Source organism: Shewanella aegiceratis (genome assembly GCF_019457495.1).
Classification (GTDB): domain Bacteria; phylum Pseudomonadota; class Gammaproteobacteria; order Enterobacterales; family Shewanellaceae; genus Shewanella; species Shewanella loihica.
The window spans coordinates 3,207,561-3,231,334 of sequence record NZ_CP080416.1 but is presented as its reverse complement, the minus strand read 5'-3'; the positions used below and the strand labels follow the sequence as shown (position 1 = coordinate 3,231,334).

At 53.6% G+C, this 23,774-nt stretch carries 20 protein-coding genes; 10 read left to right on the top strand and 10 right to left on the bottom strand.

Features of this window, described 5'->3' with window-relative positions; genetic code table 11:
* Nucleotides 1-2 precede the first annotated feature (2 nt).
* Nucleotides 3-884, bottom strand: a complete 882-nt coding sequence (gene ispA / locus K0H80_RS14135) for a (2E,6E)-farnesyl diphosphate synthase (protein ID WP_011866567.1) — start codon at nucleotides 882-884, stop codon at nucleotides 3-5.
* Entirely contained in the window at nucleotides 885-1,124 is a 240-nt protein-coding gene (gene xseB / locus K0H80_RS14130) for an exodeoxyribonuclease VII small subunit (RefSeq protein WP_011866566.1), read from the bottom strand.
* A 395-nt stretch (nucleotides 1,125-1,519) separates the two neighbouring features.
* Between xseB and pomA the strand changes: the two genes are divergently transcribed.
* The 3 genes from pomA to thiI all read left to right on the top strand — a co-directional run bounded on the left by pomA (nucleotide 1,520) and on the right by thiI (nucleotide 4,948).
* On the top strand, nucleotides 1,520-2,287 hold the full coding sequence (pomA, locus tag K0H80_RS14125; protein WP_220043035.1) for a flagellar motor protein PomA: 768 nt from the start codon (nucleotides 1,520-1,522) through the stop codon (nucleotides 2,285-2,287).
* Between the two features lie 4 nt (nucleotides 2,288-2,291).
* Nucleotides 2,292-3,236 carry a flagellar motor protein MotB gene (locus K0H80_RS14120; protein ID WP_220043034.1) on the top strand — a complete coding sequence of 315 codons (945 nt, stop codon included), beginning with the start codon at nucleotides 2,292-2,294 and terminating at the stop codon, nucleotides 3,234-3,236.
* A 254-nt stretch (nucleotides 3,237-3,490) separates the two neighbouring features.
* Nucleotides 3,491-4,948: a tRNA uracil 4-sulfurtransferase ThiI gene (thiI, locus tag K0H80_RS14115; protein WP_220071989.1), complete on the top strand. Its 1,458-nt coding sequence runs from the start codon at nucleotides 3,491-3,493 to the stop codon at nucleotides 4,946-4,948.
* A gap of 385 nt (nucleotides 4,949-5,333) precedes the next feature.
* On the opposite strand, the gene K0H80_RS14110 is transcribed toward thiI, so the two are convergent.
* The gene (locus K0H80_RS14110) at nucleotides 5,334-5,564 is read right to left on the bottom strand and encodes a hypothetical protein (RefSeq protein ID WP_011866562.1); all 231 of its coding nucleotides are present in this window, start codon (nucleotides 5,562-5,564) and stop codon (nucleotides 5,334-5,336) included.
* Nucleotides 5,565-5,746: 182 nt separating this feature from the next.
* On the opposite strand from K0H80_RS14110, the gene K0H80_RS14105 reads away from it, so the two are divergent.
* The 4 genes from K0H80_RS14105 to rlmM all read left to right on the top strand — a co-directional run bounded on the left by K0H80_RS14105 (nucleotide 5,747) and on the right by rlmM (nucleotide 8,979).
* Nucleotides 5,747-6,658: a transcriptional regulator GcvA gene (locus tag K0H80_RS14105; RefSeq protein WP_011866561.1), complete on the top strand. Its 912-nt coding sequence runs from the start codon at nucleotides 5,747-5,749 to the stop codon at nucleotides 6,656-6,658.
* A 60-nt stretch (nucleotides 6,659-6,718) separates the two neighbouring features.
* Nucleotides 6,719-7,414, top strand: a complete 696-nt coding sequence (locus K0H80_RS14100) for an alpha/beta family hydrolase (RefSeq protein WP_220071988.1) — start codon at nucleotides 6,719-6,721, stop codon at nucleotides 7,412-7,414.
* Nucleotides 7,407-7,796 carry a DUF423 domain-containing protein gene (locus K0H80_RS14095; RefSeq protein ID WP_041509171.1) on the top strand — a complete coding sequence of 130 codons (390 nt, stop codon included), beginning with the start codon at nucleotides 7,407-7,409 and terminating at the stop codon, nucleotides 7,794-7,796. Before K0H80_RS14100 ends, K0H80_RS14095 begins: the two co-directional genes overlap by 8 nt.
* A 91-nt stretch (nucleotides 7,797-7,887) precedes the next feature.
* Nucleotides 7,888-8,979, top strand: coding sequence for a 23S rRNA (cytidine(2498)-2'-O)-methyltransferase RlmM (gene rlmM / locus K0H80_RS14090; RefSeq protein WP_011866558.1), 1,092 nt, complete (start codon nucleotides 7,888-7,890; stop codon nucleotides 8,977-8,979).
* Between the two features lie 113 nt (nucleotides 8,980-9,092).
* On the opposite strand, the gene K0H80_RS14085 is transcribed toward rlmM, so the two are convergent.
* On the bottom strand, nucleotides 9,093-10,100 hold the full coding sequence (locus tag K0H80_RS14085; RefSeq protein ID WP_011866557.1) for an isocitrate dehydrogenase: 1,008 nt from the start codon (nucleotides 10,098-10,100) through the stop codon (nucleotides 9,093-9,095).
* A gap of 299 nt (nucleotides 10,101-10,399) precedes the next feature.
* Here K0H80_RS14085 and K0H80_RS14080 point away from each other — a divergent pair, with 299 nt between their 5' ends.
* Nucleotides 10,400-13,213, top strand: coding sequence for an alpha/beta hydrolase family protein (locus K0H80_RS14080; protein ID WP_220071987.1), 2,814 nt, complete (start codon nucleotides 10,400-10,402; stop codon nucleotides 13,211-13,213).
* A 143-nt stretch (nucleotides 13,214-13,356) separates the two neighbouring features.
* Nucleotides 13,357-13,827 carry a methyltransferase family protein gene (locus tag K0H80_RS14075; RefSeq protein WP_258406105.1) on the top strand — a complete coding sequence of 157 codons (471 nt, stop codon included), beginning with the start codon at nucleotides 13,357-13,359 and terminating at the stop codon, nucleotides 13,825-13,827.
* Nucleotides 13,828-13,850: 23 nt separating this feature from the next.
* Here the strand turns inward: K0H80_RS14075 and K0H80_RS14070 are convergent, their stop codons facing one another.
* The 5 genes from K0H80_RS14070 to K0H80_RS14050 form a co-directional block, all read right to left on the bottom strand.
* The gene (locus tag K0H80_RS14070) at nucleotides 13,851-14,237 is read right to left on the bottom strand and encodes a DUF3192 domain-containing protein (RefSeq protein WP_220071985.1); all 387 of its coding nucleotides are present in this window, start codon (nucleotides 14,235-14,237) and stop codon (nucleotides 13,851-13,853) included.
* Between the two features lie 152 nt (nucleotides 14,238-14,389).
* Complete coding sequence (xni, locus tag K0H80_RS14065) at nucleotides 14,390-15,160, bottom strand: flap endonuclease Xni (protein WP_220071984.1); 771 nt, start codon at nucleotides 15,158-15,160, stop codon at nucleotides 14,390-14,392.
* 18 nt (nucleotides 15,161-15,178) lie between these two features.
* Nucleotides 15,179-16,531, bottom strand: coding sequence for a nucleotide 5'-monophosphate nucleosidase PpnN (gene ppnN / locus K0H80_RS14060; RefSeq protein WP_220071983.1), 1,353 nt, complete (start codon nucleotides 16,529-16,531; stop codon nucleotides 15,179-15,181).
* A gap of 74 nt (nucleotides 16,532-16,605) precedes the next feature.
* On the bottom strand, nucleotides 16,606-18,162 hold the full coding sequence (locus K0H80_RS14055; protein ID WP_011866551.1) for a GGDEF domain-containing protein: 1,557 nt from the start codon (nucleotides 18,160-18,162) through the stop codon (nucleotides 16,606-16,608).
* Nucleotides 18,163-18,353: 191 nt separating this feature from the next.
* A complete protein-coding gene (locus tag K0H80_RS14050; RefSeq protein ID WP_220071982.1) occupies nucleotides 18,354-20,510 on the bottom strand; it encodes a tetratricopeptide repeat protein in 2,157 nt (718 codons plus the stop codon).
* Between the two features lie 127 nt (nucleotides 20,511-20,637).
* Between K0H80_RS14050 and K0H80_RS14045 the strand changes: the two genes are divergently transcribed.
* Nucleotides 20,638-22,434 (top strand): M61 family metallopeptidase, encoded by a 1,797-nt coding sequence (locus K0H80_RS14045; RefSeq protein ID WP_220071981.1) that lies wholly within the window; start codon nucleotides 20,638-20,640, stop codon nucleotides 22,432-22,434.
* A gap of 179 nt (nucleotides 22,435-22,613) precedes the next feature.
* Here the strand turns inward: K0H80_RS14045 and rdgC are convergent, their stop codons facing one another.
* Nucleotides 22,614-23,525 carry a recombination-associated protein RdgC gene (rdgC, locus tag K0H80_RS14040; RefSeq protein ID WP_011866548.1) on the bottom strand — a complete coding sequence of 304 codons (912 nt, stop codon included), beginning with the start codon at nucleotides 23,523-23,525 and terminating at the stop codon, nucleotides 22,614-22,616.
* Between the last annotated feature and the right edge of the window lie 249 nt (nucleotides 23,526-23,774).

Here is a 23,774-nt window from a genome sequence, read left to right as displayed (position 1 = left end):
TATTATACTCTTCGCTCTATGATGAAACGGGCGAATTCGGCAATTAACTGGCTATTGTATGGTAATTTAGCCAGCGCTGATAGGGCGTCTTCGATCAAACTTTTCGCAGTCGCTTGGGCCCCGGATAAACCGAGTAGTTTCGGATAGGTACTCTTGTTCGATTCGCAGTCCGAGCCCTGGGGCTTACCCAGCTCTTCTGTGCTGGCGATGATGTCCAGCACGTCGTCTTGTACCTGGAAGGCGAGGCCGATGGCGTCGGCAAATGTTAACAGATGGCTCGCTTGCTCATCTGTGACCTTGGCAGCAATGATAGGTAATTCTACTGCACAGCGAATCAAGGCGCCGGTTTTTAATCTGTGTAACCGCTTTAAGGTCTCGAGATCTATCTGTCTGTCGGTGGCGTTAAGATCCATCGCCTGACCACCACACATGCCGCTGTAGCCAGACGCCTTGGCGAGGGCGCGCACCATGGCCAGTTGTTGACTGGCACTCAGCTCGCCGCCTTCCTGGCTGATGATCTCGAAGGCCAAAGTTTGCAGGGCATCGCCGGCCAGGATGGCGGTGGCCTCATTAAAGGCGATATGCACTGTCGGCTGGCCGCGGCGCAGGGCGTCGTCGTCCATGGCCGGGAGATCGTCGTGGATCAGCGAGTAGGCATGAATACATTCGATGGCGGCAGCGCAGGCATCTAGCCTTTCCAGTGGTACACCCAGCATCTCGCCCACGGCGTAGACCAGAAAGGGGCGGATACGTTTGCCGCCAATCAGAGCGCCGTGTTCCATGGCGGCCTTGAGTTGTGGCTCGGTATCGTCTTGTGCGTTGATAAAATGGCGCAGCTGGCCGTCGACGCGCTGCTGGTATCGCGTTATCGCTTCGTTTAGCAATTATTCGCCCTCTGGCAGATAGGGTTGCAAGCTGGGTTGATCTTGTTCCTGGGTCAAGATAGAGACTTTCTGTTGGGCCTGTTCGAGTTTGCCTTGGCTGTTTCTGACCAGATTGATGCCGCGCTCAAATTGTTTGAGGGCGTCATCCAGAGAGACATCGCCCTGCTCCAGGCTGGTGACGATGTTTTCTAATTCTGTGAGTGACTCTTCGAAGGTCAGGTTTTCAGGTTTTTTGGCCACGGTGATTTTCCCAAGAATTTAGCGACAGACAAAGTATCTCAGTCGACCCTAGGGGTCAAATTGCGCTGTCGTATATTTGTGCAATAGCACGCTTTAAGGAGGTTTTTTTATAAAAAATTGAATTTGTAGCTAAACTTGCGTGTAAGCTGTCCGATAATTGAATTAGAACAATACTCAATTTTGTCAGATATTATATCGTAAACTCCCGTATGCGGTTAGGCGAATTCCCGTCTAATTGACGACTTTTGTGTCGTCGTCCAGGTCCTGGGAGATGCCTTTCGTTGCAAGAGTGAGTAGAGTAGAGACCTGTCTCGAGATGATTATGGTGTTGACTGAGAGCTTGATCCCGAGATCAAGATATTAGCAACGGCCGATACTGTAAATGAGGAAGAGTTGTGGATTTAGCGACCCTGATAGGCCTGATAGGTGCATTTGGTTTTATTATCGGAGCTATGGTCAGCAGTGGCGGTATCGCCATCTTTGTTGACGTGCCCTCTGTGCTTATCGTGATGATAGGCTCTCTGTTTGTGGTGATGATGAAATTTAACCTCAAACAGTTCCTCGGTGCGGTTAAGATCGCCGCAAAAGCCTTTATGTTCAAGATAGATAAGCCGGACGAGTTGATCGAGCAGTCGGTCACCATGGCCGATGCCGCTCGTAAGGGGGGCTTTCTGGCTCTGGAAGAGGCGGAGATCAGCAACAGCTTCATGCAGAAGGCGGTCGACATGCTGGTGGACGGCCATGACGGCGAGGTGGTGCGCGAAGCCTTGGAGAAGGATATTGCCCTCACCGAAGAGCGGCATAAGACGGGGATCAGTATCTTTAAGGCGCTGGGTGATGTAGCACCTGCCATGGGGATGATAGGTACCCTTATCGGTCTGGTTGCTATGCTGTCTAACATGGATGACCCTAAGTCTATCGGCCCCGCCATGGCGGTGGCCTTGTTGACTACACTCTATGGCGCCGTGATTGCCAACATGATCGCCTTGCCGATCGCCGATAAGCTCTCGCTGCGCATGGGCGAAGAGATGCTCAACCGCAACCTGATCATGGATGCGGTACTCGCCATTCAAGACGGCCAAAACCCCAGGGTTATCGAGGGTTTCTTGAAGAACTATCTCTCGGAGAAACAGCGAAATATAGACACGACGGACGGGGAATAGCCAGATGGCTAAGAAGGTCAAATGCGATTGCCCTCCTGCCGGGGCGCCGATGTGGTTGGCAACCTTTGCCGACCTTATGTCGCTATTGATGTGTTTCTTCGTATTGCTGCTCGCCTTCTCCGAGATGGACGTGATGAAGTTCAAGCAGATCGCCGGGTCGATGAAGTATGCCTTCGGTGTGCAGAACAAGGTTGAAGTCAAAGATATTCCCAAGGGCACCTCGGTGATCGCACTGGAGTTTCGCCCCGGTAAGCCAGAACCTACCCCCATCGAGATCATCAATCAACAGACTAACGAGATGACCGAGCCCACCATAGAGGTGCAGGCAGGTGAAGACGACAGCGCCGGCGGCGTGCAGCAGCAGCGCGGTGAGCAGCGCGGCGGCGAGGCGTCATCCACCGCTCAGGAAGAGGCGGATGCCGAGGCCCAAGCCAAGCAGGAGAAACAAGACGCCGCGTCACAGGATCAGATCAACGATCAGGTGAAGAAGATGGCCCAGGAGCTCAATAAGGAGATCGTCGATGGGGCGATCGAGATTGAGTCCTTGGGGCAGCAGATCATCATACGTATCCGAGAGAAGGGGGCCTTCTCATCGGGCTCTGGTTTCTTACAGCCTAGGTTTAAGCCGGTGATCCGCCGTGTGGGCGAGCTGCTCAAGGATGTGCCGGGGATCATTACCGTATCCGGTCACACGGATGATATGAATATCAGCAACGAACTCTATAGCTCCAACTGGGATCTCTCCAGTAAACGCGCCGTGGCCGTGGCCCATGAGCTGGTGCGTGTGCCGGGCTTTGACCAGCAGCGGATGAAGGTGGTGGGCATGGCCAGCACGGCGCCGTTGGTGCCGAACGATTCGGCAGCCAACCGCGCCCGAAATCGCCGGGTCGAAATTGCCATCGAGCAGGGCAAGCCGAAGGAGTCAGACGAGATTCAAGTGGAGCAGTAGCCTGTCTATTTAGGTCTTAACTTAAGGCAAACAGTTTCAGATAAGGCGTCCACACCAGTGGACGCTTTTCATTTCTACCAGCCTATCCTCAGCCACTCTCTTCGGAGCGGATTATCCTAAGCTGAATAAATATTGCGCACATTAAGGGGATGTGGGCAGAAAATCCCTGCCGAGTCGCTGATTTATGGGCATTTGTGCACCGGGCTTGGTATAATGGCAAGATTGCTGTTTAAAATTATTCCCGCGGAACGCCCATGAAATTTATCGTAAAACTCTTTCCTGAAATCATGATGAAAAGCAAACCGGTAAGAATGCGTTTTACCAAGATGCTTGAAACCAATATCCGAAACGTGCTGCGCAAGGTCGATGAAGAGGCCAGAGTGCAGCGCCAGTGGGATAAGATCATGGTCAGGGTGCCAGAAGACAAGCCAGAGATGATTGAGCGTTATGCCGAACGTCTCGCCTGTATTCCGGGTATCGCCCATGTGCTGCAGGTGCGTGAGAGCACCTTCGAGTCGGTGGACGATATCTACCAGCAGACGCTGGCACTCTACAAAGAGGAATTGGCCGGTAAGACTTTCTGTGTGCGGGTAAAGCGCAGCGGTAAGCATGAGTTCAACTCTATCGAGGTAGAGCGCTACGTGGGCGGTGGACTCAACCAGTTTACCGAGGCGGCCGGTGTCAGACTGAAGAACCCTGACATGACGGTAAACCTTGAGATAGACAACGAACATCTTTATCTGGTGGAGAAACGCATCGACGGCTTGGGCGGTTTCCCTATGGCGACCCAGGAAGATGTGCTGTCGCTGATCTCGGGTGGTTTCGACTCAGGTGTCTCCAGCTTCCAGTTTATCAAGCGCGGCTCTCGTACCCATTACTGCTTCTTTAACCTAGGCGGCGACCAACACGAGATAGGTGTGAAGCAGGTGGCCTATCATCTGTGGCAGAAGTACGGCGAGTCTCATAAGGTGAAATTTATCTCTGTGCCGTTCGATCCTGTGGTGCAGGAGATCCTGGAGAAGATAGATAACGGCCAGATGGGCGTTATCCTCAAGCGCATGATGATGCGCGCCGCCAGCCGTATCGCCGAGAAGATGGGCATTCAGGCGCTGGTGACGGGTGAGGCCATGGGGCAGGTGTCCAGCCAGACCCTGACCAACCTGAATGTGATCGACCGCAGCACCGACATGCTGATTCTGCGTCCGCTGATCGTGATGGATAAGCAAGATATTATCAACATGAGCCGCGAGATCGGCACCGAAGACTTTGCCAAGTCGATCCCTGAATATTGCGGCGTGATCTCACAGAAGCCGACGGTGAAGGCGGTTATGGGTAAGATCCTCGCCGAGGAGGAGAAGTTCTCCGAAGACTTGATCGACCGTGTGGTGGAAGCCGCCGAGGTGATCGATATTCGCGACATCGCCGTCAGCATGGATACCAAGATCACCGAGACTGAGACTGTCGATGCGGTATCCGGTGGTGAGGTTGTGGTTGATATCCGCTCGCCAGAAGAGGAGGAGCAGAGCCCGCTTGACCTTAATGGTATCGAGGTGAAGTGTATTCCTTTCTTCAAGTTGGCGACTCAGTTTGCCGATCTCGATAAAGAGAAGACCTATCTGCTCTACTGCGACAGAGGCGTCATGAGCAAGCTACAGGCGCTCTACCTGCAGGAGCAGGGTTATCACAACGTGAAGGTCTATCGCCCCGCATAATGGCTTTAAGTGGCTCTCTTTAGAGGGCCAAGTATTAGAAAGCTAAGTATTTAGAAAGCTAAGTATTAGAGAGCTAAGTATTAGAAAGCTAAGTATTAGAAAGCCAAGCATTCGAGATTAAGGCTGCCTTCGGGCGGCCTTTTTTATGGGTTGTTTCTATGGAGAACTTTCACGCTTCGAGGTATAAAGCCTTGGATCTGTTTAGCTTCTCACGTAACGTATCTGGCAAGTCGCTCTCGCCTTTACTGCAAGAGATGGGGTAGCTGTGTTGGTGGACGTTAAGCTCGCGGGCATAAAAAAGCCGCATCATAAGACGCGGCTTGTTGCTTAGTGTTTGCAGCTGGCTATTGCTTACAGCTGGCTATCGTTAACTGCCGACTGGCGATTACTCGGCGCGCTGGGCGCTGACGCTGGTGTCCGCCTGCTCGTCTTTCTGAGCAACCAGAATGGCGTTAAGATCTTCATTCAGATCTTGTTGCATCTGCTCTAGGCCTTCGGCCAGTTGTGCGCTGATGGCGGCATGCAGGTCTGTGGTATCGATAACGATTTCATCGGCAGTGGCAGCGGTTGAGGCTGAGAGCAGTGCGATGGCAAATACAGTTTTAAAGTTAATCATAGTGGTCGCCTCCGGGCGGCATATCTTGGGGTGTCAGACACTCCCCAAATACGTCGTAGAGGCTGTCTAACTTCAATCATTTCGTTGGCGCAAAATTTAACCAAAACCCCTTCCCTTTACAAACGATAAAATGTAACAATACGGATTAGAAAAACTAATTAAAATGTGAGACAAGGATCACTATGTCGAGACGTTTACCTCCATTGAATGCGGTGAAGGCTTTCGAGGCAGCAGCCCGTCATTTAAGCTTTACGCGCGCCGCGGAAGAACTTTTTGTGACACAGGCCGCAGTAAGTCATCAGATTAAGGCATTAGAAGAATATTTAGGGCTAAAGCTCTTTCGTCGTAAGAACCGATCTTTGCTGCTGACTGAAGAGGGGCAGGGCTACTTTCTCGACATAAAAGATATCTTTGTACAACTGGCCGATGCCACCGACAGATTGCTGGCCCGAAGCGCCATAGGCTCGCTCACGGTAAGCACTTCGCCTAGTTTCGCCATTCAGTGGTTGGTGCCCCGCCTGGCGAATTTCAGCGAGAATAATCCCGACATCGACGTGCGGATCAAGGCGGTGGACGATGAGACCAGCAGCCTGACCGACGACGTGGATGTGGCCATCTATTACGGCATGGGCAACTGGCCAGGGCTGCGCGCCGATAAGCTGAGAAACGAGGTGTTGATCCCTGTCTGTTCGCCCATGTTGCTCAGCGGCCCCAAGCCGTTATCCCAGCCGAGCGACCTGAAACATCACACCCTGTTGCATGATTCTAGCCGTCATGATTGGCAGGCTTGGTTTAGACAATGTGGAATTAATGACATTAATGTGAACCAGGGCCCCATCTTCAGTCACTCCTCCCTGGTATTGCAGGCCGCCGCTCACGGTCAGGGGGTCGCCTTGGGTTACAGCGTGTTGGCCCGTCCCGACATCAAGGCCGGGCGCTTGGTGTGTCCTTTCCCCGAGGTGTTGGTGAGTAAGAACGCCTATTATCTGGTGTGTCAGCAGAATCATGCCGAGATAGGCAAGATTGTTGCTTTCAGAAAGTGGATGCTCGACATGTTCGAAGAGGAGTCTCGCAGCGAACTACTGCCGGGCTAACCCGATTGAATTACCTGGCTACGCTCTTCATGGGGGGTGAGCCAAACATAAAGAGGCAAGATGAGTTTTACCCAAAAATTAAATGCACGGCTCGAGGCGGCCGAGTTGCCCGCGAGCCAGTGCCTATTCTCGGGCCCGCTGGATGACAATGCGCTGGCCTGCGACACCTTAGTGGTGCTGGCCCATGGCGCTGGGGCCAACATGGCACACGATTTCATGGCGCAGATGGCTGAGCGTCTCGCAGGCCAGGGGCTTGGGGTGATCCGCTTTAACTTTCCCTACATGCGCAGCAACGCCATAGATGGTAAGCGCAGGCCGCCGGACAGGGCGCCTAAGCTGATTAAGGATTTTGGCCTGCTGTTAGAGACGGTGCGTGAGGTCTATAAGCCCAAGTGCCTTATAGTCATGGGCAAGTCCATGGGCGGACGCATGGCGGCGATACTCGCTGGCGAGCAAGCGGTCGATGGGGTTATCTGTTTGGGTTATCCCTTCGTGCCGCCCAAAGGGGGCGAGCCCAGACTCGAGCCTATCGCCGAGTGTCAGGCGCCGCTCTTGGTGATACAGGGGGAGCGCGATAAATTTGGCGCCAAGGGGCAGGTCGAACCTTGGCTTGCACCTTTTAAGGCCAAACTCGAGTGGTTAACCGATGGCGATCATAGTTTTTTACCAAGAAAGTCGTCAGGTACGAGCCAAAGCGCTAATCTGGATTTGGCAGTCTCACACAGTATTCAATTTATTAGGGGGTTAGATGCGTAAAGGTTTTCTATTGCTGGCAGCCTTGAGTGGTTTTTTAGCCGTGGCCCTGGGAGCCTTCGGCGCCCATGGACTCAAGCAGGTGACCACGCCAGAGATGATCGACATCTTTAATCTAGGGGTCGAGTATCAGTTCTATCACACCTTTGCCCTGATCGCCGTGGCCTTTAGCGGTCACTGGCTCAAGTCGCGCCTGATCGACTGGGCGGGCTACCTGTTCCTGTTGGGCATAGTGATGTTTTCCGGTTCCCTCTACCTCTACGTGTTGGTGGGTAGCAAGTGGACTGGCCCTGTGACCCCTATGGGCGGCGTCTGCTTCCTGCTGGGGTGGTTGTTCATCGCAGTAGCCGTGTGGCGTAATCGCGTGGTGGAGCTGGACGATTAGCCAGCCGCTAAGATAATCGTATTCATTTTCGAGAAAGTGTAGAATGGCGCCCCAATGATATGGGTCGCCATTTTTTATTCAGGATCTTCCTATGATAAACCTATTTTTATATTGCCGTGCCGGCTACGAGAAAGACTGCGCCGCCGAGATCCAGCAGCGAGCCGCGGAGCTGAATGTTGGCGGCTTTGTAAAGACCAATCGTAACGATGGTTACGTGATTTTTCAGTGCTTCCAGGTGGGCGATGCCGATCTGTTGGCCGAGCAGATCGAGCTGGACTCGCTTATCTTCACCCGTCAGATGTTTGCCGCCAATGAGCTGCTCAAAGATCTGCCCGAAGGCGATCGCGTCACGCCTATCGTCGATGCCTTGGCTAAGGTGCATAGGGCGGGCGAGCTCAGGGTCGAGACGCCAGATACCAACGAGGCCAAGGAGCTGTCGACCTTCTGTCGTAAGTTAACCGTGCCCCTGAGGCAGGCACTGAAACGCAGCGGCGCCCTGCTGGAGAAGGAAAACCCTAAGCGTCCCATCATCCATGTTTGTTTCGTCGGGCCGGGTACTGCCTATGTGGGCTACTCCCTGAGCCATAACAGTTCTCCCTATTTCATGGGGATCCCTAGACTCAAGATGGCCAGCGATGCACCGAGCCGCTCTACCCTCAAGCTGGACGAGGCCTTCATCCACTTTATCCCTAAGTCGGAGCAGGAGCAGCGTCTGCGCAGCGGCATGAACTCTGTGGATCTCGGCGCCTGCCCGGGTGGCTGGACCTATCAACTGGTGCGCCGCGGCATGTTTGTAGCGGCCGTGGACAACGGCCCCATGGCGCAAAATCTGATGGATACGGGGCAGGTGAGACACTATCAGGCCGACGGCTTCCGTTTCGAACCGCCTAAGAAGAATATCTACTGGCTGGTGTGCGACATGGTTGAGAAGCCCTCGCGAGTGGCCGAGCTGATGGAGGCCTGGGCGATCAACGGCTGGTTTAAGGAAGCGATCTTTAACCTTAAGCTACCGATGAAGAGCCGCTATAAAGAGGTATCGACCATTCTGGCGACCATGCAAGAGGTGCTAAGGGAAAATGGTATCGATGACTTCCACCTAGCCTGTAAGCATCTGTACCACGATAGAGACGAGGTGACAGTGCATCTCTGGCTAAAACCTAGCGTCGGTTTTAACTTTGGTTAACAGCAGAATCCATGGTTAACAACAGAATCATTGGTTAACTTAAGAAATATCGGATAAAAAAAGCCCCGCGATTGCGGGGCTTTTTGTTTTTTAGCTTACGGCTACTTGGTCTATTACAGACGCTCGAGTACCGCCTGAGTGAAGTCAGAAGTACCGTGAGTACCGCCAAGGTCGCGAGTCGTGCGATCGCCTTCTTCGATCACGGCAGAAACCGCAGCGCGAATGGCTTGCGCCTTGTCTGACATGCCCAGGTATTCCAGCATCTGGATTGATGCCAGGATCACTGACGTTGGGTTAGCCAGGTTCTTACCGGCGATATCTGGCGCACTGCCGTGTACCGCTTCGAAGATCGCCGCGTTCTTACCTATGTTGGCGCCAGGTGCCATACCCAGGCCGCCCACCAGACCGGCACACAGATCCGATAGGATGTCGCCGAACAGGTTGGTGGTGACGATCACGTCGAAGTTTTCTGGGTTCATCACCAGCTTCATACAGGTCGCGTCGACAATCATCTCTTCAGTGGTGATGTCTGGGTAACGCTGGCTCACTTCACGAGCTACCTTCAGGAACAAGCCTGAGGTCGACTTCATGATGTTAGCCTTGTGTACGATAGTCACCTTCTTACGACCCTCTTTGCGCGCTAGCTCGTAGGCGAAGGTAGTGATCTGCTCGGCACCCTGACGGGTAATGATACTGGTGGCTTCAGCCGTCGCACCATCTTCTGAAACGGTTTGACCTAGGCCTGAGTACATGCCTTCGGTGTTTTCACGTACCGTGATGATGTCGATGTTGTCATAACGTGCCTGAGTGCCTTTAAAAGACAATACAGGGCGTACGTTGGCATATAAGCCGAATTTTTTACGTAAAGTGACGTTGATTGAGGTGAAACCTTCGCCGACAGGGGTCGTTAGTGGCCCTTTCAGCGTGATACGGTTCTTCTCGATCATATCCAATGTACGTTGAGGTAGAAGTTCACCTTGCTTCTCAAGTGCGGCTAGGCCAGCATCGGCAAATTCGTATTCGAAATCACATCCAGCTTTATCTAAGATCTTGATTGCTGAGTCGATTATGCTTGGGCCAATCCCATCACCCGGGATAACGGTAATAGTTCTTTTTGACATGGAGAGTCCTTCCACGGTTGGTCGTTACTGCTATTGTCTGACCATGTCGAAAGACACGGTGTTATGACTATGAATTTTTAGAATCTTATCGGTCTTATTTTAACTACTTTTGCGCAAATTTCACAGGAAATAGTGAGCAATCTCACGTTTTTTTGTGTAGGCTAACTTGCAATAACAAAGGCTAATGACGATGATTGATCCTTAAGCGTTAAAAAAGTCTACTTTAGTCTAATAACCCAGGCTACATCCGTTAATGACAAGCTGCATCCGTTAATAATAAGTTAAAAACGAGGAAGACCTTGAAGCCATTACCGACCCTATCCCTCTTGTGTGCCAGTCTCTTTTCTTGCGCCGCCTTCAGCGCCGATGTGACACCCGATGTCATCATGAAATTCGAATCTCTCAATAAGCCAGTGCTCGCCGCCAATGGCAGTGCCTTTGCCGTCGAGTTCAGTCCCGACAGGGGAGACAGTCACGGCATGGTGAAGCGCTTGGACAGCGAGCAAAGTTTTACCGTGGCGGGTGGCAGCAAGCCGCTGATCAGCCATGATGGCCGTTTCGCCGCCTTTGCTATCGCGCCAGCCTTGCTTGAGCAGGAAAAAGCCAGCCCCAAGGCCCGCAAGAAACTTAAGGCCGGTCTGGCGCTGCTGGACACTCAATCTGGCAAAGAGACCCGCTATGACAAGGTGAAGGAGTTTGCCTTTAACGATGCCGGGACTCATCTGGCCATCTGGTATGAGGCCGGTGAAGAGGTCGATGGCGATAAGAAAGATGAGCCGGAAGCTAACGACAAGAATAACGAGGCTAAGCCTGCCCCCGCTGCCAAGAAGCCCAAAGTCGATAAGTATGACAAGGGACGCACCTTAGAGGTGGTGAACCTCAAGGCGGGAAGCAGTGAGAAGCTCGCCCATGTGACCGCCTATTACTTCGATAAGGTGGGTCGCCAGCTGGTGGTGGCACAAAACGATATCGCCAACAATCTACACAGAGTGCAGCGTATGGATCTTGCCAGCGGCGAGCTAGAGGTGATTGCCGGTTATGTGGATCAACAAGTAGGCGCAGTGTCGGCCAGCGAAGATGGCAAGTATGTTGCTTTCACCTATGGTAAGGCCGGCGATGCCCCCTGGGGACGTGAATATCATCTCGCCCTGCATCAAGTGGGTAGCGACAAACTGCATCAGGTGGCCAACACCAAAGAGTGGACCCTGAATCGTTACAGCCAGCTGACCTTCTCCGAGGATAGTAAGCGTCTGTTCTTCGGCCGCGTGCCCGAGGTGAGTCAGCAGCTAGAGCTGCCTAAGGTGGCCAAGGCCGAGGATCTCTATGATCCTGAGGTGATCACCGGCCAGCGCGAACTCAGGGTTTGGCATGGGGACGACCCACGCATCAAGCCAAATGAGGTCAAACAGTACAAGAAAGAGTTGAAACGTACCTATCTGGCGGTGTTGCACCTTGGCTCTAAGCAGGTGGTGCAGCTGGCCGATCAGGCGGTGCCGGATATTGAGCTTGGTCAGCAGCAGCGCTTCATGCTCGCCAGCACAGATGTGCCTTACCTTAAGATGATCACCTGGGCCGGTTTCTACCGCGACTACTATCTGGTGGATCTCAACACGGGGCGCAAGCAGGCGTTTCTCGTTCAGCAACCTGTTTCCGAGAAGCCGTCGCTGTCGCCTAACGAGCGCTTCGTGGCCTATTATCAGCAGGGCAATATCTTCCTGTATCAGATCGCCCAAGACAGCAGGGTCAAGCTGACCAAAGATTTCAAGACGTCGTTTGCCGACGAAGATCATGACTATCCGTCTGTGGCTCCAGGCTATGGACTGGGCCCCTGGGTCGAAGATGGCTCGGCCTTCCTGGCCTACGATAAGTACGATATCTGGCAGTTCAATACCGATTCTCGCGATGCGTTTCGTCTCACAGCCGCCAAGGGACGTAAGGCGCAGATCCAGTATCGCGTCACGGGCTTGCTAGACAAGGCGGACAAGCCGGATCTGCTTAAGGCGGATCAGAACCTGCTGCTGCATGGCTATAACGAACGCACCAAGGGCGATGGTTTCTACAGCGCCAAGGTGGGCGTCTCTGGCGTCAAGGCGCTGATAGAGGGCGACTATAAGCTCAAGCTGCTGGCCCGCGCCGAAGAGAGTGATAAGGTGCTGTTTTCTAAGGAGCGTTATGATCTCTACCCGGATCTCTACGCCAGCGATCTGCAAAGTCCTGAACAGGCGACCCGCCAGACCCGTCTCGACGACCAGAAACGTCAGCTCGATTGGGGTAAGGCCGAGTTGGTGCACTGGACCAATGGTGACGGCAAGCCGCTCGATGGCGTGCTGATCAAGCCATCTAACTATGTGGCCGGTAAGCGCTACCCTGTGCTGGTCTATTTCTACCGTTTCATGAGCGACAGACTGCATGCCTTCCCAGACATGAAGCTGAACCACAGACCAAACTTCGCCTGGTATGCCGATAACGGCTACGCCATCTTCCTGCCGGATATCCGTTTCGAGGTGGGTTATCCAGGTGCAAGCTCGGTTCAGGCGCTGACCTCTGGGGTGCAGAAGCTTATCGATATGGGCATCGCCGATCCCGATGGCGTGGGCATCCAGGGTCACTCCTGGGGCGGTTACCAGACCGCCTTTGCCGTGACACAGACCTCTATCTTCAAGGCGGCGGTCACCGGCGCGCCTGTATCTAACATGACCAGCGCCTACAGCGGCATTCGTCACGGCACTGGGCTTGCGCGTCAGTTCCAGTATGAGACGGGACAGAGCCGCATCGGTGAGAGCCTGTTTAAGGCGCCGCAGAAATATATCGAAAACTCGCCCGTCTTCTATGTCGAACGGATCAAGACGCCTATGATGATCATGTTTGGCGACAAAGACGATGCAGTGCCTTGGGAGCAAGGGGTTGAGCTGTATCTGGCGATGCGCCGTGCGGGTAAGGATGTGGTGTTCCTCCAGTATCAGGATGAGCCACATCACCTGAAGAAATATCCTAATAAGGTCGACTATAGCCTGCGCATGATGCAATATTTCGATCACTACCTTAAGGGCAAGCCAGCGCCTAAGTGGCTGTCTGAGGGAGAGGCCTATCAAGAGTATAAGAAGGCGGGCTAAGCCCAACTTGTATACCTTAAGCCGGGCCTAGCCCGGCTTTTTTATGGTGTGTCTTAATAGCGTGCTGCACCCTAAGATAATTAAGCGTCTGGGTGTTTGAGGAATTAAAGGATTAAGGAGGGCGAAACAACATGGAGCAGGGCATGACAGATACCGACAGCAAGGGCGCCAGCGTCAGGGTGCCGCCGCCCTTGATCTTTATCATCTCCATGGGCCTGGCTTTGGCCTTAGAGTGGCGCTATCCCATGGGGCTGACGAGTCACCCCATAGGTCAGATAGCCGGTGCTGCCTTGCTGCTGGCAACTAGTTTAGTCTTGCTGCATATAATGCTCATCTTCAGGCGACGCCAGACCGCCATCGAGCCCTGGAAGCCTACCTCCAGCATCATCACCTCTGGCTATTATCGTTATAGCCGCAATCCCATCTATGTGGCCTTCTGTGGCTTTCCCATTGGATTAGGGCTCTTGTTAGCTTCGCCCTGGTTACTGCTCAGCACCTTGCCTGCCTGTTTCGGGGTCTATTGGCTGGCGATCCGCCGTGAGGAGGCCTACCTGCTGGCAAAGTTTCCTAATGAATATGGGGCGTATCTAAAGAGTGTCAGGCGCTGGTTATAACAGCGCCTGTTCTATCTTGGCGATTAGCCGCCGACGGGAGAGTCGAGATATTGCTGATAGGTGTCCTGGCCCCAGGCGATCAGCTTGTTGTTCTTAAACAGTAGCGGGGTACATTCGTCGCGAGTAGTCTCGCCGTCCGACTTGCTGTGATGGGTGCGATAGAAGAGCACCTGTAGGGTATCTTGATTGCTGCTCTTGGCCTCGGAAAAATCGGCCTTACCCATGAGTGTCTTGATCTGTTCTATCGGTTGTCCTATGGACAGTTCGGTTAACTTGGCGTTGTTGTAGGCCTGTCTGTCTTCCCAGTCCATATCATCTGGCGTGGGTTCATAAACCAGGACGACGACGGCGACAAAGGCCAGATAGGCCGCGAAGATTGAGCCTATGATCACTGGAACTTTAGATTTCATCTTACCTTGGGATCCTTCCATGCTGCGGGTGTATCTGCAGTGGATTAAACCACTGCAACATATTGCTTACAATATAAATCAGATGAAAAAGGTATGGTAGTACCGTTATTGCTTACAGGTGCGAGAACGCCAACAAATAAGTAAGCGAATGTTTACGCCTTGGCCGTCTGCTCGACCCTGAAGTTCGCCAGGCGGGTGTTGAGGGGGATATTGGTCTGCAGTTGCACCAATTTATAGCTCAATCTCGCTAGCGAGCGTCCCTCTTCGAGCTTCTTGGCCTGTTTGGCGCCTATCTTATCCAGGGAGGCGTAGACGTTGGCCAGGGTGCGGAAGGTCTTTAGCAGCTCGCAGGCCGACTTAGGGCCGATACCCGGGATGCCGGGGATCTTGTTGCCGCTGTCGCCCGCCATGGCGAGAAAATCGATGAACTGACTCCTATCGACGCCGAGCTGACGCTCGCGATCTTCTATGCTGATCGCCTGCTGATTGAAGTGATCCCACAGCTGTATCTGGGGGGAGAGCAGCTGGGTAAAGCCCTTGTCGGTGGAGACGATGATCGCCTCTCCCTTGGCCTGTACCATCTTGCTGGCCAGGGTAGCGATAACATCGTCGGCCTCGGCAATGGCGTCGATGGAGTGAAAGCCGCGCTCGGCGAGGTGCTGCTTAAGGGCGGGCAGCGCCTGACTCAAGGCCTCGGGCATGGGCTTGCGCCCCTTCTTATAGTCGTCATAGAGCTTCTTACGCCAGGAGATGGCATCGCCATCCCACACCAGGGTGACATGGCTGGGGTTGTGTTTGCTCAGCAGCTTACGGCAGGCGGAGGTGACCCGTTCTGGCAGGCCGTTAACATCATTTTCGTTTGGCTGGGCGGCGTGGATGCGCCGCACCAGGTTGAGTCCATCTATGATTAAAAATCGGTTCATCTTGTCTCTAACATAGGGTTAAGTGGCGATCCGATAGCAGGGGACATAGGCGCTGCCGGGCAGCTTCATGCGCTGCTGATCCACGAAGGCCTGCAGCAGGGTGTCCATTAACTTCATCAACTGCTTATCGCCCCTGAGTTCGAAGGGGCCTGAGCGCTCTATCTCTCGCATGGTGTCCATCTTGACGTTGCCCGCCACTATACCAGAAAAGGCGCGTCTCAGGTTGGCGGCCAGATCCGCCTTGTTGGGCTGGTAGTATAGGTTGAGGTTGTTCATGATCTCATGATCCGGCACGAAGGGCAGCTGAAACTCGGGCTCTATCTTCAGCGACCAGTTGTACTGATAGGAGTCGCCCGTGTCCCTGCGATGCTGCTTGATGACTGTCATGCCATGGCTCATGATCCGCGCGACCCGCACCGGGTCATCGATGACGATCTCATACTTGCTCTGGGCCTCTTCGCCTAGGGTGGCGGCGACAAACTCATCTATCTTGGTAAAGTAATCGGCGCTCTCTCTGGGACCTGTGAGCACCAAGGGGAAGGGGATGTTGGCATTTTCCTTGTTGAGCAAGATCCCCAGCAGGTAGAGCAGTTCCTCGGCGGTGCCGGCGCCACCGGGGAAGATCACTATGCCGTGTCCCAGGCGGACGAAGGCCTCGAGGCGCTTCTCGATATCGGGCAAGATCACCAGCTCGTTGACTATCTGATTGGGGGGCTCGGCGGCGATGATACTGGGCTCGGTCAGACCCACATAGCGGGCGGTGCGTACCCGCTGCTTGGCATGGCCGATGGCGGCGCCCTTCATGGGGCCCTCCATGGCACCCGGGCCGCAGCCGGTACAGATATCCATGCTACGCAGGCCCAGCTCGTAACCTACCTCTCGGGTGTATTGGTATTCATTTTCATCTATGCTGTGGCCGCCCCAGCAGACCACTAGGTTGGGATCCTGACGGGGGATCACCTGGGCATTTCTCAGTATGTCGAACACCACGTTGGTGATATGGCTGGAGTTGGTCAGGTTGATATGTTTCAGGTTGTCGTAACGATCGCTGAGGTAGACGATATCCCTGAGGACGGCAAACAGATGTTCCTGGATCCCGGCGATGATGTTGCCATCGACGAAGGCGGCCTCGGGGGGATTGACCAGCTCTATCTTGATGCCGCGCTCGCGCCTGAGCACGTTGATATTGAAGTTACTGTACTGCTCAAACAGGGTGCAGGCGTTGTCGCTCTTTAATCCTGAGGCGAGCACCGCCAGGGAGCAGCTGCGAAAGAGTTGGTAGAGTTCACTGCTAGCGTTTTGCTTGAGGCGATCAACTTCCAGCTGGGAAAGTTGATCCATACTGCCTCTGGGACTGATATTGACGATCATGGCGACTCCTTAGCAGTAGACCCAAAGCCATGACACCGGGGAAAAGGGTGGAAACTCCTGGGATAGCCCCAGGATTAGGCGTCAATAATCACTCTGTCTCTGCTTTCATGTTTGGCCTTGTAGAGTGCTGCGTCGGCGCGTTCGAAGGTTTCGCTTATCTGCTCGTTTTCAAGAATTTGTGCAGCACCTATTGATACTGTAACTGTAATCCTCTGATTTTTAAACTTAAAGGGAATATTTTTTACTTTCTCCCTCACGCGATTCAACAACTGCTCTATGTCGTTGGCCGACACATCCGGAATGAGGAGGACAAATTCTTCACCGCCGTACCGGGCCACAAACTCAGATTCACGCAGGGAATTCTTCAGTGCCATGGCGATCACCTGTAGCGTCTTATCCCCAGTGCTGTGGCCGAAGTTATCGTTGATGGATTTGAAGTGATCTATGTCGGCAACCGCCACCCAAAGTGGATGACGATGGCGTTGATAGTTGCGGAACTCCTGCTCCATACGCTCTTCCAGCGCCGCGCGATTGGGCAGCTGGGTCAGAGTGTCGAGCAGGTTGAGTTTCTGCTGCTCGAACAGACGCTCTTTATAGGCGTTGGCCTCTTTACTTAGCTCGTTGAGCTCGTCGCGCATCGTCTCCATCGACTTGCGCAGCATCGCCTGTTCGCGCTGCTCCAGCGCCTCCTTGCGCCCTAGGGCGGTGCGGATAGAGGCTAACTGTTCAGTGACCTGCAGCTTGAGGTGGTCTATGTCATCTATGTCTATGATGGCATCGCCCACATTGTCGACTCGCGAGTTGATCTCACGGTTGAGCTGCTTCTTCAGCTGATAGCTGCGCTGGTTGCTGTTGTAGGAGTCATTCACCACCTCACGCACCGCAGAGAGGGCATCGTTAAGGGCGTAGAGGAACTCCTGAGAGGCGCTCTTTTCCAGCGCAATATTTTCCAGCAGCAGGGAGAGTATGGTCTGATAGGCGTCGATTAGACCGTCGACATCTATTTCGGCGGCCAGGTAATCCTTGATCACCAGTACCTGATCGCGCTGATCCTTACGAAACTCGATCTCAGAGATCATCTGCGCCAGCTCGTGGGCCAGCTGCCTGTGTTTCGGCAGAACCTCTAGCTTGTCGCCCTGGCTGAGCTGCTCATGCATGATGGCTTCGAAAAAGCCCACCAGGCGCTCTACCTTAGGAAAGTAGTCCCAGTAAGTATGAAACGGCTTGCCGAGATCTTGCTTGTAGTAGGCGATCTCTTTCTTGAGTTTGTCCGGTACCGAGTCTACACGCTGTAGCTGACGGATCACCTTGGCGAGGCTGGCGCGGCCATCTTCGAGCTGTCCCATCACATGGTGGTACTGCTGCTTGAGTAGCTGCTCGACCTCGAGCAGGTCCGGCAAGACCTCGTCGATATGTTCGACGTTGATCAGGTTGTGGCGTAGCTTGGCCAGCTTGTTGTCCAGCTCTATGCTCTGACCCTTACAGGCGAGGCTGAGATGTCCGATAAATTGCAGCAGTGAGCTCTGGCTCTGGGCCTTCTGATCGTTGAGTTCGGCCAAGGCGATTTTGGCAGAATGGAGTTTCTGCTGAAGGAGCGATACCTGGGAGAGGCTTGTCATAGCGTCTTTCATTCTAGACCTTATCAATAAGCTTCAGCGTCAGTTGATGGAAGAAACTTCTATATTGTAAAGCAGTTAGAAGTTGCCGAACAATTTTACCATTGGCTAATGGAGACCTATTTGAGGCCAATGGTATCCGATCTCGTAGGTTATGCAAATGTACCGTCGAGGGGATGTGACCCAAGCAGGATACTTTTGTGAAATTATGTGGGGTCTGCATCGTTTGCTCCCTGCCATTTGGGCCATTGGATGAGTGCCTTATTCTCATTACATTCGACCTTAACCAATCCTCGGCTGATCCCTTTTTCCAAGTGTAAGTATAGCGGGTTAGACAAAATTGCTGCCGGCGCAAAATTCAGTGGTGTGATACTGACATAACAATCTTTTTGCGTGCCCAGACTCATGGCACCTGCTACTAACATTTGCAGTACATTGAAGTAGGTATCCGGCGTCACCTTGATGTCCGGATTACCAAGTAGCGGCACCTTGATGCAGCCCAGCTTGAAATAAGTGCCCTGACTCTGTGGCTGGTCATCGAGCAGGCTGCGGATCCGCTCCAGCAGTGCTTGATGGGCGTTTACCTCGTTAAGCGTCAGCAGGATAAGGCCCGGACGAATAAGATAAGCCTCTCCGGCTAGGCCCCGGCTCAGGGTGTCCATCAGGCGCGCGGTGCTCTCGAGATAGGTATCGTTGCCCAGGTTGAGATCCAGCGTGTGGCCGTCATCGAGAGAGAGCAGCGCCAGCTGGGCAATCTCATTTTTCTGTCGCATGCGGGCGATGAAGCCGTGATAGCCCGGCAGTTGAGTGATGGGTTCCTGATTTACCTTCTGTTTTAGGCTGGCCAGCTGTTGTTTCAACTTACTCTTACCGCGCCACTGGTTGATGCCGGCCAGCGCCAGCAGCAGACTCACGATAAAGATGATGCTGGCGGCCAACCTGAACTGATGGGCCTGCTTCTCTTGTGTCTTGTTTGATGCCTGTAGCTGACTGAGCTGCAGCTTGAGCTGCTGCTCGGCCAACACGCTCGGGCTATAGTCTGAGGGCTTCTGACTCTCGTGTTCGAGATCCTGACTCAGGGTGATTAGCTGCTCCAGCGCCGCCAGGGCCTTGTCGATGTCGCCCAGTTCCTTCAAGGCGCGGGTCTTATATTGCAGCGCCTCAAACATCTGCTCTGGCAGTTTCTTCTCCCGGGCCAATACGAAGGCCTTGGCGGCATAGGCGTTGACCATGCTCCAGTCGCCGAGTTGGCTGGCCACCTGGGCGATCAGCAGGTCGTTATAGATCAGGTAGTGCTTGCTCTTCTTCTGCAGGAACAAGCCGTTAGCCTTGATGAGGTTTGTCAGGGCGCGCTTGGGTTCCTTGTTGTTGAAATAGGCTTCGCCCAGGTTGTGTAGGTTAAGAGCCTGGGCGGTAAGGTTGCCGCGTCTGATATCTATCTGCTGGGCATTGAGGTAGTAATCGATCGCCTGATTCCAGCGCTCCTGTTCACCATACACCATGGCGATCACCGTCATGGCGCTGGACAGATAATTGTCTTTACCCACCTTGGTAAAACCGTCGGCGGCCTTGTGGGCGTAGGTCAGGGCCTCATCCCAAGACTTGAGATCCCGATAGACGCGGGCGAGGCGCAGCGACAAGATGGCGTTGAGGAAAGGCTTGTCCAGCCCCTCGGCCAGGCGGATCGCCTCGGTATAATGTTGCAGCGCCTTGGCAAATTGCTCATCACCGCTGTAGTAGCGCCCCAGCGTCGACTCAGCCTTGGCGATCAGATAGTCGTCTCTGAGCTGATAGGCCAGCTCGCGATACTGATTGAGGTGGGTGAGGGCGGCGTTCTTTTGCAACGTGATGCGATAGAGGTCGCCAAGCTGATAATGAATGTTGTGTAGCAGCAGCTGAGTCGGCAGATCTTCGCTGGCCTTGAGCTGGGCCAGCGCCTGCTGATAGTAAGTGATCGCCTGCTGGTAATCTTGCTTATCCCGGCCTGTCTTGCGCCCCTGTAGCATCAGCAAGTAAGCCCTGTCGTAGGGAGTGTCGGCGATGATCTCAAGCTGGGTCATCACCTGCTGCGCCTTCTCCATGGCGTCATCGACCCCTATACCCGGCTCTAGGTAGACACGGGCCAGCCACTGTAGCTGCTGCTCTAGCTCCTGGCTACTGAAGCCCTGGGTATCGGCGAGGTGATTGAATTCCACTACGCTGGCAAATTCGATGGGAAAGGAGAGGCTGGCGATGGCGTCTTGGTAAAACTCGGGGGCCGACTCTTTAAACTTGACTTCTTTGCTGATCAATTGGCTGAAGGCTGCATTGACCGAGGTCGCACAGCAAAAGAACAGCAGCAGACTGTAGAGAAATACGCGCATTTTTGTAGCATCACCGAGCCGCAGGCGGGCATATTATGTTTTTAGAATTCTGTCCGCAGTGAGAGGGATAAATCGGGTTATACTGACGAACTTCACATTACAACTATGATAACAGAAGGAAGCCAGAGTGAAACTAGCTGTACCCTTGATTTTGATTTTTAGCCCTTTTTTCCTGTCTCAAGCTCACGCAGATGTTAATTACCGGATCGATCTCACCCAGCCTCAGCATCACCTGGCCAAGGTGGAGGTCGATTTTCCCCGCAGCGAGGCCAAGCAGCTTAGTGTGAATCTGCCCGTGTGGCGCACCGGCAAGTATCAGGTGTTGCCCCTGGGGGATGCGATTCGTCATTTCAGGGCCGAAGATGAGTCGGGCAGGGCGCTAGCGTGGCAGCGCAGCGCCAGCGGCGAATGGCAGGTGAAACTGAGCCAGCCGACTCAGGTCAAGGTCACTTATCAGCTGTATGCCAACAGCCTGGGGCAGAGAGTGAGTCATATCGATGCCTCCCATGCCTATTTGGATGCCTGCGGCGTATTTGTCTACAGCCCGGATTTTCGCGATCAAAAGGTAAATGTCTCGCTAAAAGTGCCTGAGGCCTGGCGCAGCTACTCGGGCATGGAATCAAAGGATGCCCATCTATTTATAGCGGACAATTATGATGTGCTGGTGGACTCGCCCATAGAGACGGGGATCAGCCAGCACAGAGCTTTCTCGGCAGACGGCCGTGACTACGAGCTGGTGGTCTGGGGGGAGGGTAACTATGATCTCGATAAGATGGTGGAAGACCTTACCAAGCTTAGCGGCCAGGCTAAGGCGATTTGGGATGGTTATCCTTTTAAGCGCTATGTCTATATGGTGCACGCCACCAGCGGCGCCAGTGGCGCGACCGAGCACCTGAACTCTACCGTTATCCAGCGCCCACGCTTTAGCTTTCGCGAGCGCAAAGATTACCTCGGCTTTATCAAGACGGCTTCCCACGAATTTATTCATACCTGGAACGTGAAGGCCTATCGCCCTCAGGGCTTGGTACCCTACGATTATCAGCAGGAGGGGATCACCGAGCTCTTGTGGATCGCCGAAGGCTCGACCAGCTATTTTCAGAGTCAGCTTTTGTTGCGCGCCGGTGTGATCACTCCTAAGGAGTTTCTGGAAGATCTGGCGCGGCGTATCACGCGCAACGAGCAGACACCGGGGCGGGAGGTGCAGTCTGTCGCCGAGGCCAGCGCCGGTCAGTGGGTGGCCGGTGGTGGCGATTATGCCCAAAACCACAGCAGTAACATCTATGCCGAAGGCTACCTGACCTCTCTGGCATTGGATTTTAGCCTGCTGAGTGACACCCGCCTCAAGGCCTCCTATCGGGATCTGCATGCCAAACTATATCAAGATTATAAGCTTCCGGTGGGATACCAAGTTAGCGATGTGCAGCAGATTCTGCGTGAGCTGTCGGGCGAAGATTATGGCGACTGGTGGCAGAGTCATGTCAACAGCCCGCTGGTGCTGGACTATGAGGCCTTGCTGGCCAAGGCGGGACTGAAAAAAGATTATGGCAGTGATAATAAGGCGATCGCCTATGCCGGCATGCTGACCCGCGAGGGCAGCCTGAAGCTAAGTCATGTGAAACGTGAGGGACCGGCTTGGCGGGCAGGCATAGTAGCGGGCGATGAGCTGGTGGCGATAAATGGCCTTAAGGTCACCGCCAAGGGCTTTGCGGCGCGCATCAAAGACTTTACCCCGGGCGATAGCATCAAGGTGACGCTCTTTAGTAACGATACCCTAAAAGAGGTGGCGCTGACGCTGGCGGAGCAGCCCAGTGAGAAGCTTAAGCTCGTTAGTGTCGATAAGCCGAGCCGGAAACAGAAAGCCTTCTTCGAGGCCTGGCTGGGAATTGATTGGCCCTTCGATGGCGAAGGTAAGCTGAAAGGCTAATTCACGCCTATCGCATTTGTGGTGTCGGGCCAGTTGCATCGTCTGAACGCAAGAACATACCAGTAAAAAAACCACCCGCTTGGGTGGTTTTTTATTCCTTGGCAACTCGAAAGTTAGTCTCTCAAGCCGTCAAGAATCTAAGCTTACAGGCTGGCTTACAAGCCATCTTTCTGGCTAGCTTACAGGCTATCTTCCAGGCCGCCCAATACTTCGACTAGTGAGTTCATCAGGGCGATCAGCTCGCTGCCCATCAGGGCAAAGTCGGCGTCCAGACGCGCCAGTGGATCTTCTGTGCTCACCTCGTCGTTGTGCGCCCTAAACTCCTCCGAGAACTTCAGGCGTTTGATGCCGGCATCTGACTGCAGCACGAAGGCGATAGACTGGCCGAAATGCAGCGCCAGCTTATGCACCTGCTTGCCCACCTCAAGATGCGCCAGCACCTCGTTTTCGGTCAGGTCTTGCTGTTTAAAGCGTACTATGCCGCCTTCATCTGAATCTGACTTAAGCTCGGCCTCATCCTGCATTTCAAACGGTGCAGGCGCGCTGTTGCTCTTGAGCCACTCGGTCAGCTGGGCTTCGATTGGCGTCTTGAAGCTCATAGGGATCACTGGCAGTGAGCCCAGCGCCTTACGCAGTAGGGCCAGTAACTCTTCTGCCTTGGTGGCGCTTGATGAGTCCACCAGGATCATTTCAATCTCAGGCAATATCAACGCGTGGATCTGGCTGCGACGAGAGAAGGCGCGTGGCAATAGCGTGGTGGTGATCTCCTCTTTAAGCGCATCTTTCTCTTTCTTGGCGAGCTTACGGTTTTCTTCGGCTTCGATCTGCGCCACTTTCTCTTCGAGGGCTTCTTTTACCACCTGAGAAGGCAGGATCTTCTCCTCTTTGGTGGCACAGATAAGATGTCTGTTCTCGGCGCTGTGTACTAAGGTGTGGCCGAGTTTACCCAGTGCTTTGGAGAAGCCGAACTTGCTGATGTCCTGGCTTGAGCAGGGAGAAAAGGTAAAGTCTTCCAGTGACTTCTCTAGCGCTTCGGTATCGACAGAGAAAGGTTTATTAAAACGATATACGGTAAGATTCTTAAACCACATGATAGGCGCTCAATCAAAAATAAAGCCGCAGTGTAAGCCATTGTTGGGCGCGGGTAAACCGCTAACAATCTTCCTCAAAATGTCACAAATATTGCTCAAGTGACATAATTCATCAAACTGTAATATTTCTTTTTATCGCCTCGAAGCGCCCATATCGCCTGGGTTTGTGGCCAGGGGGCGTAGTTCATATTATCAAATTTATCCAGTTGCTAAATCGATGAAATAAAACTGCAACATAAAAGTTGCACA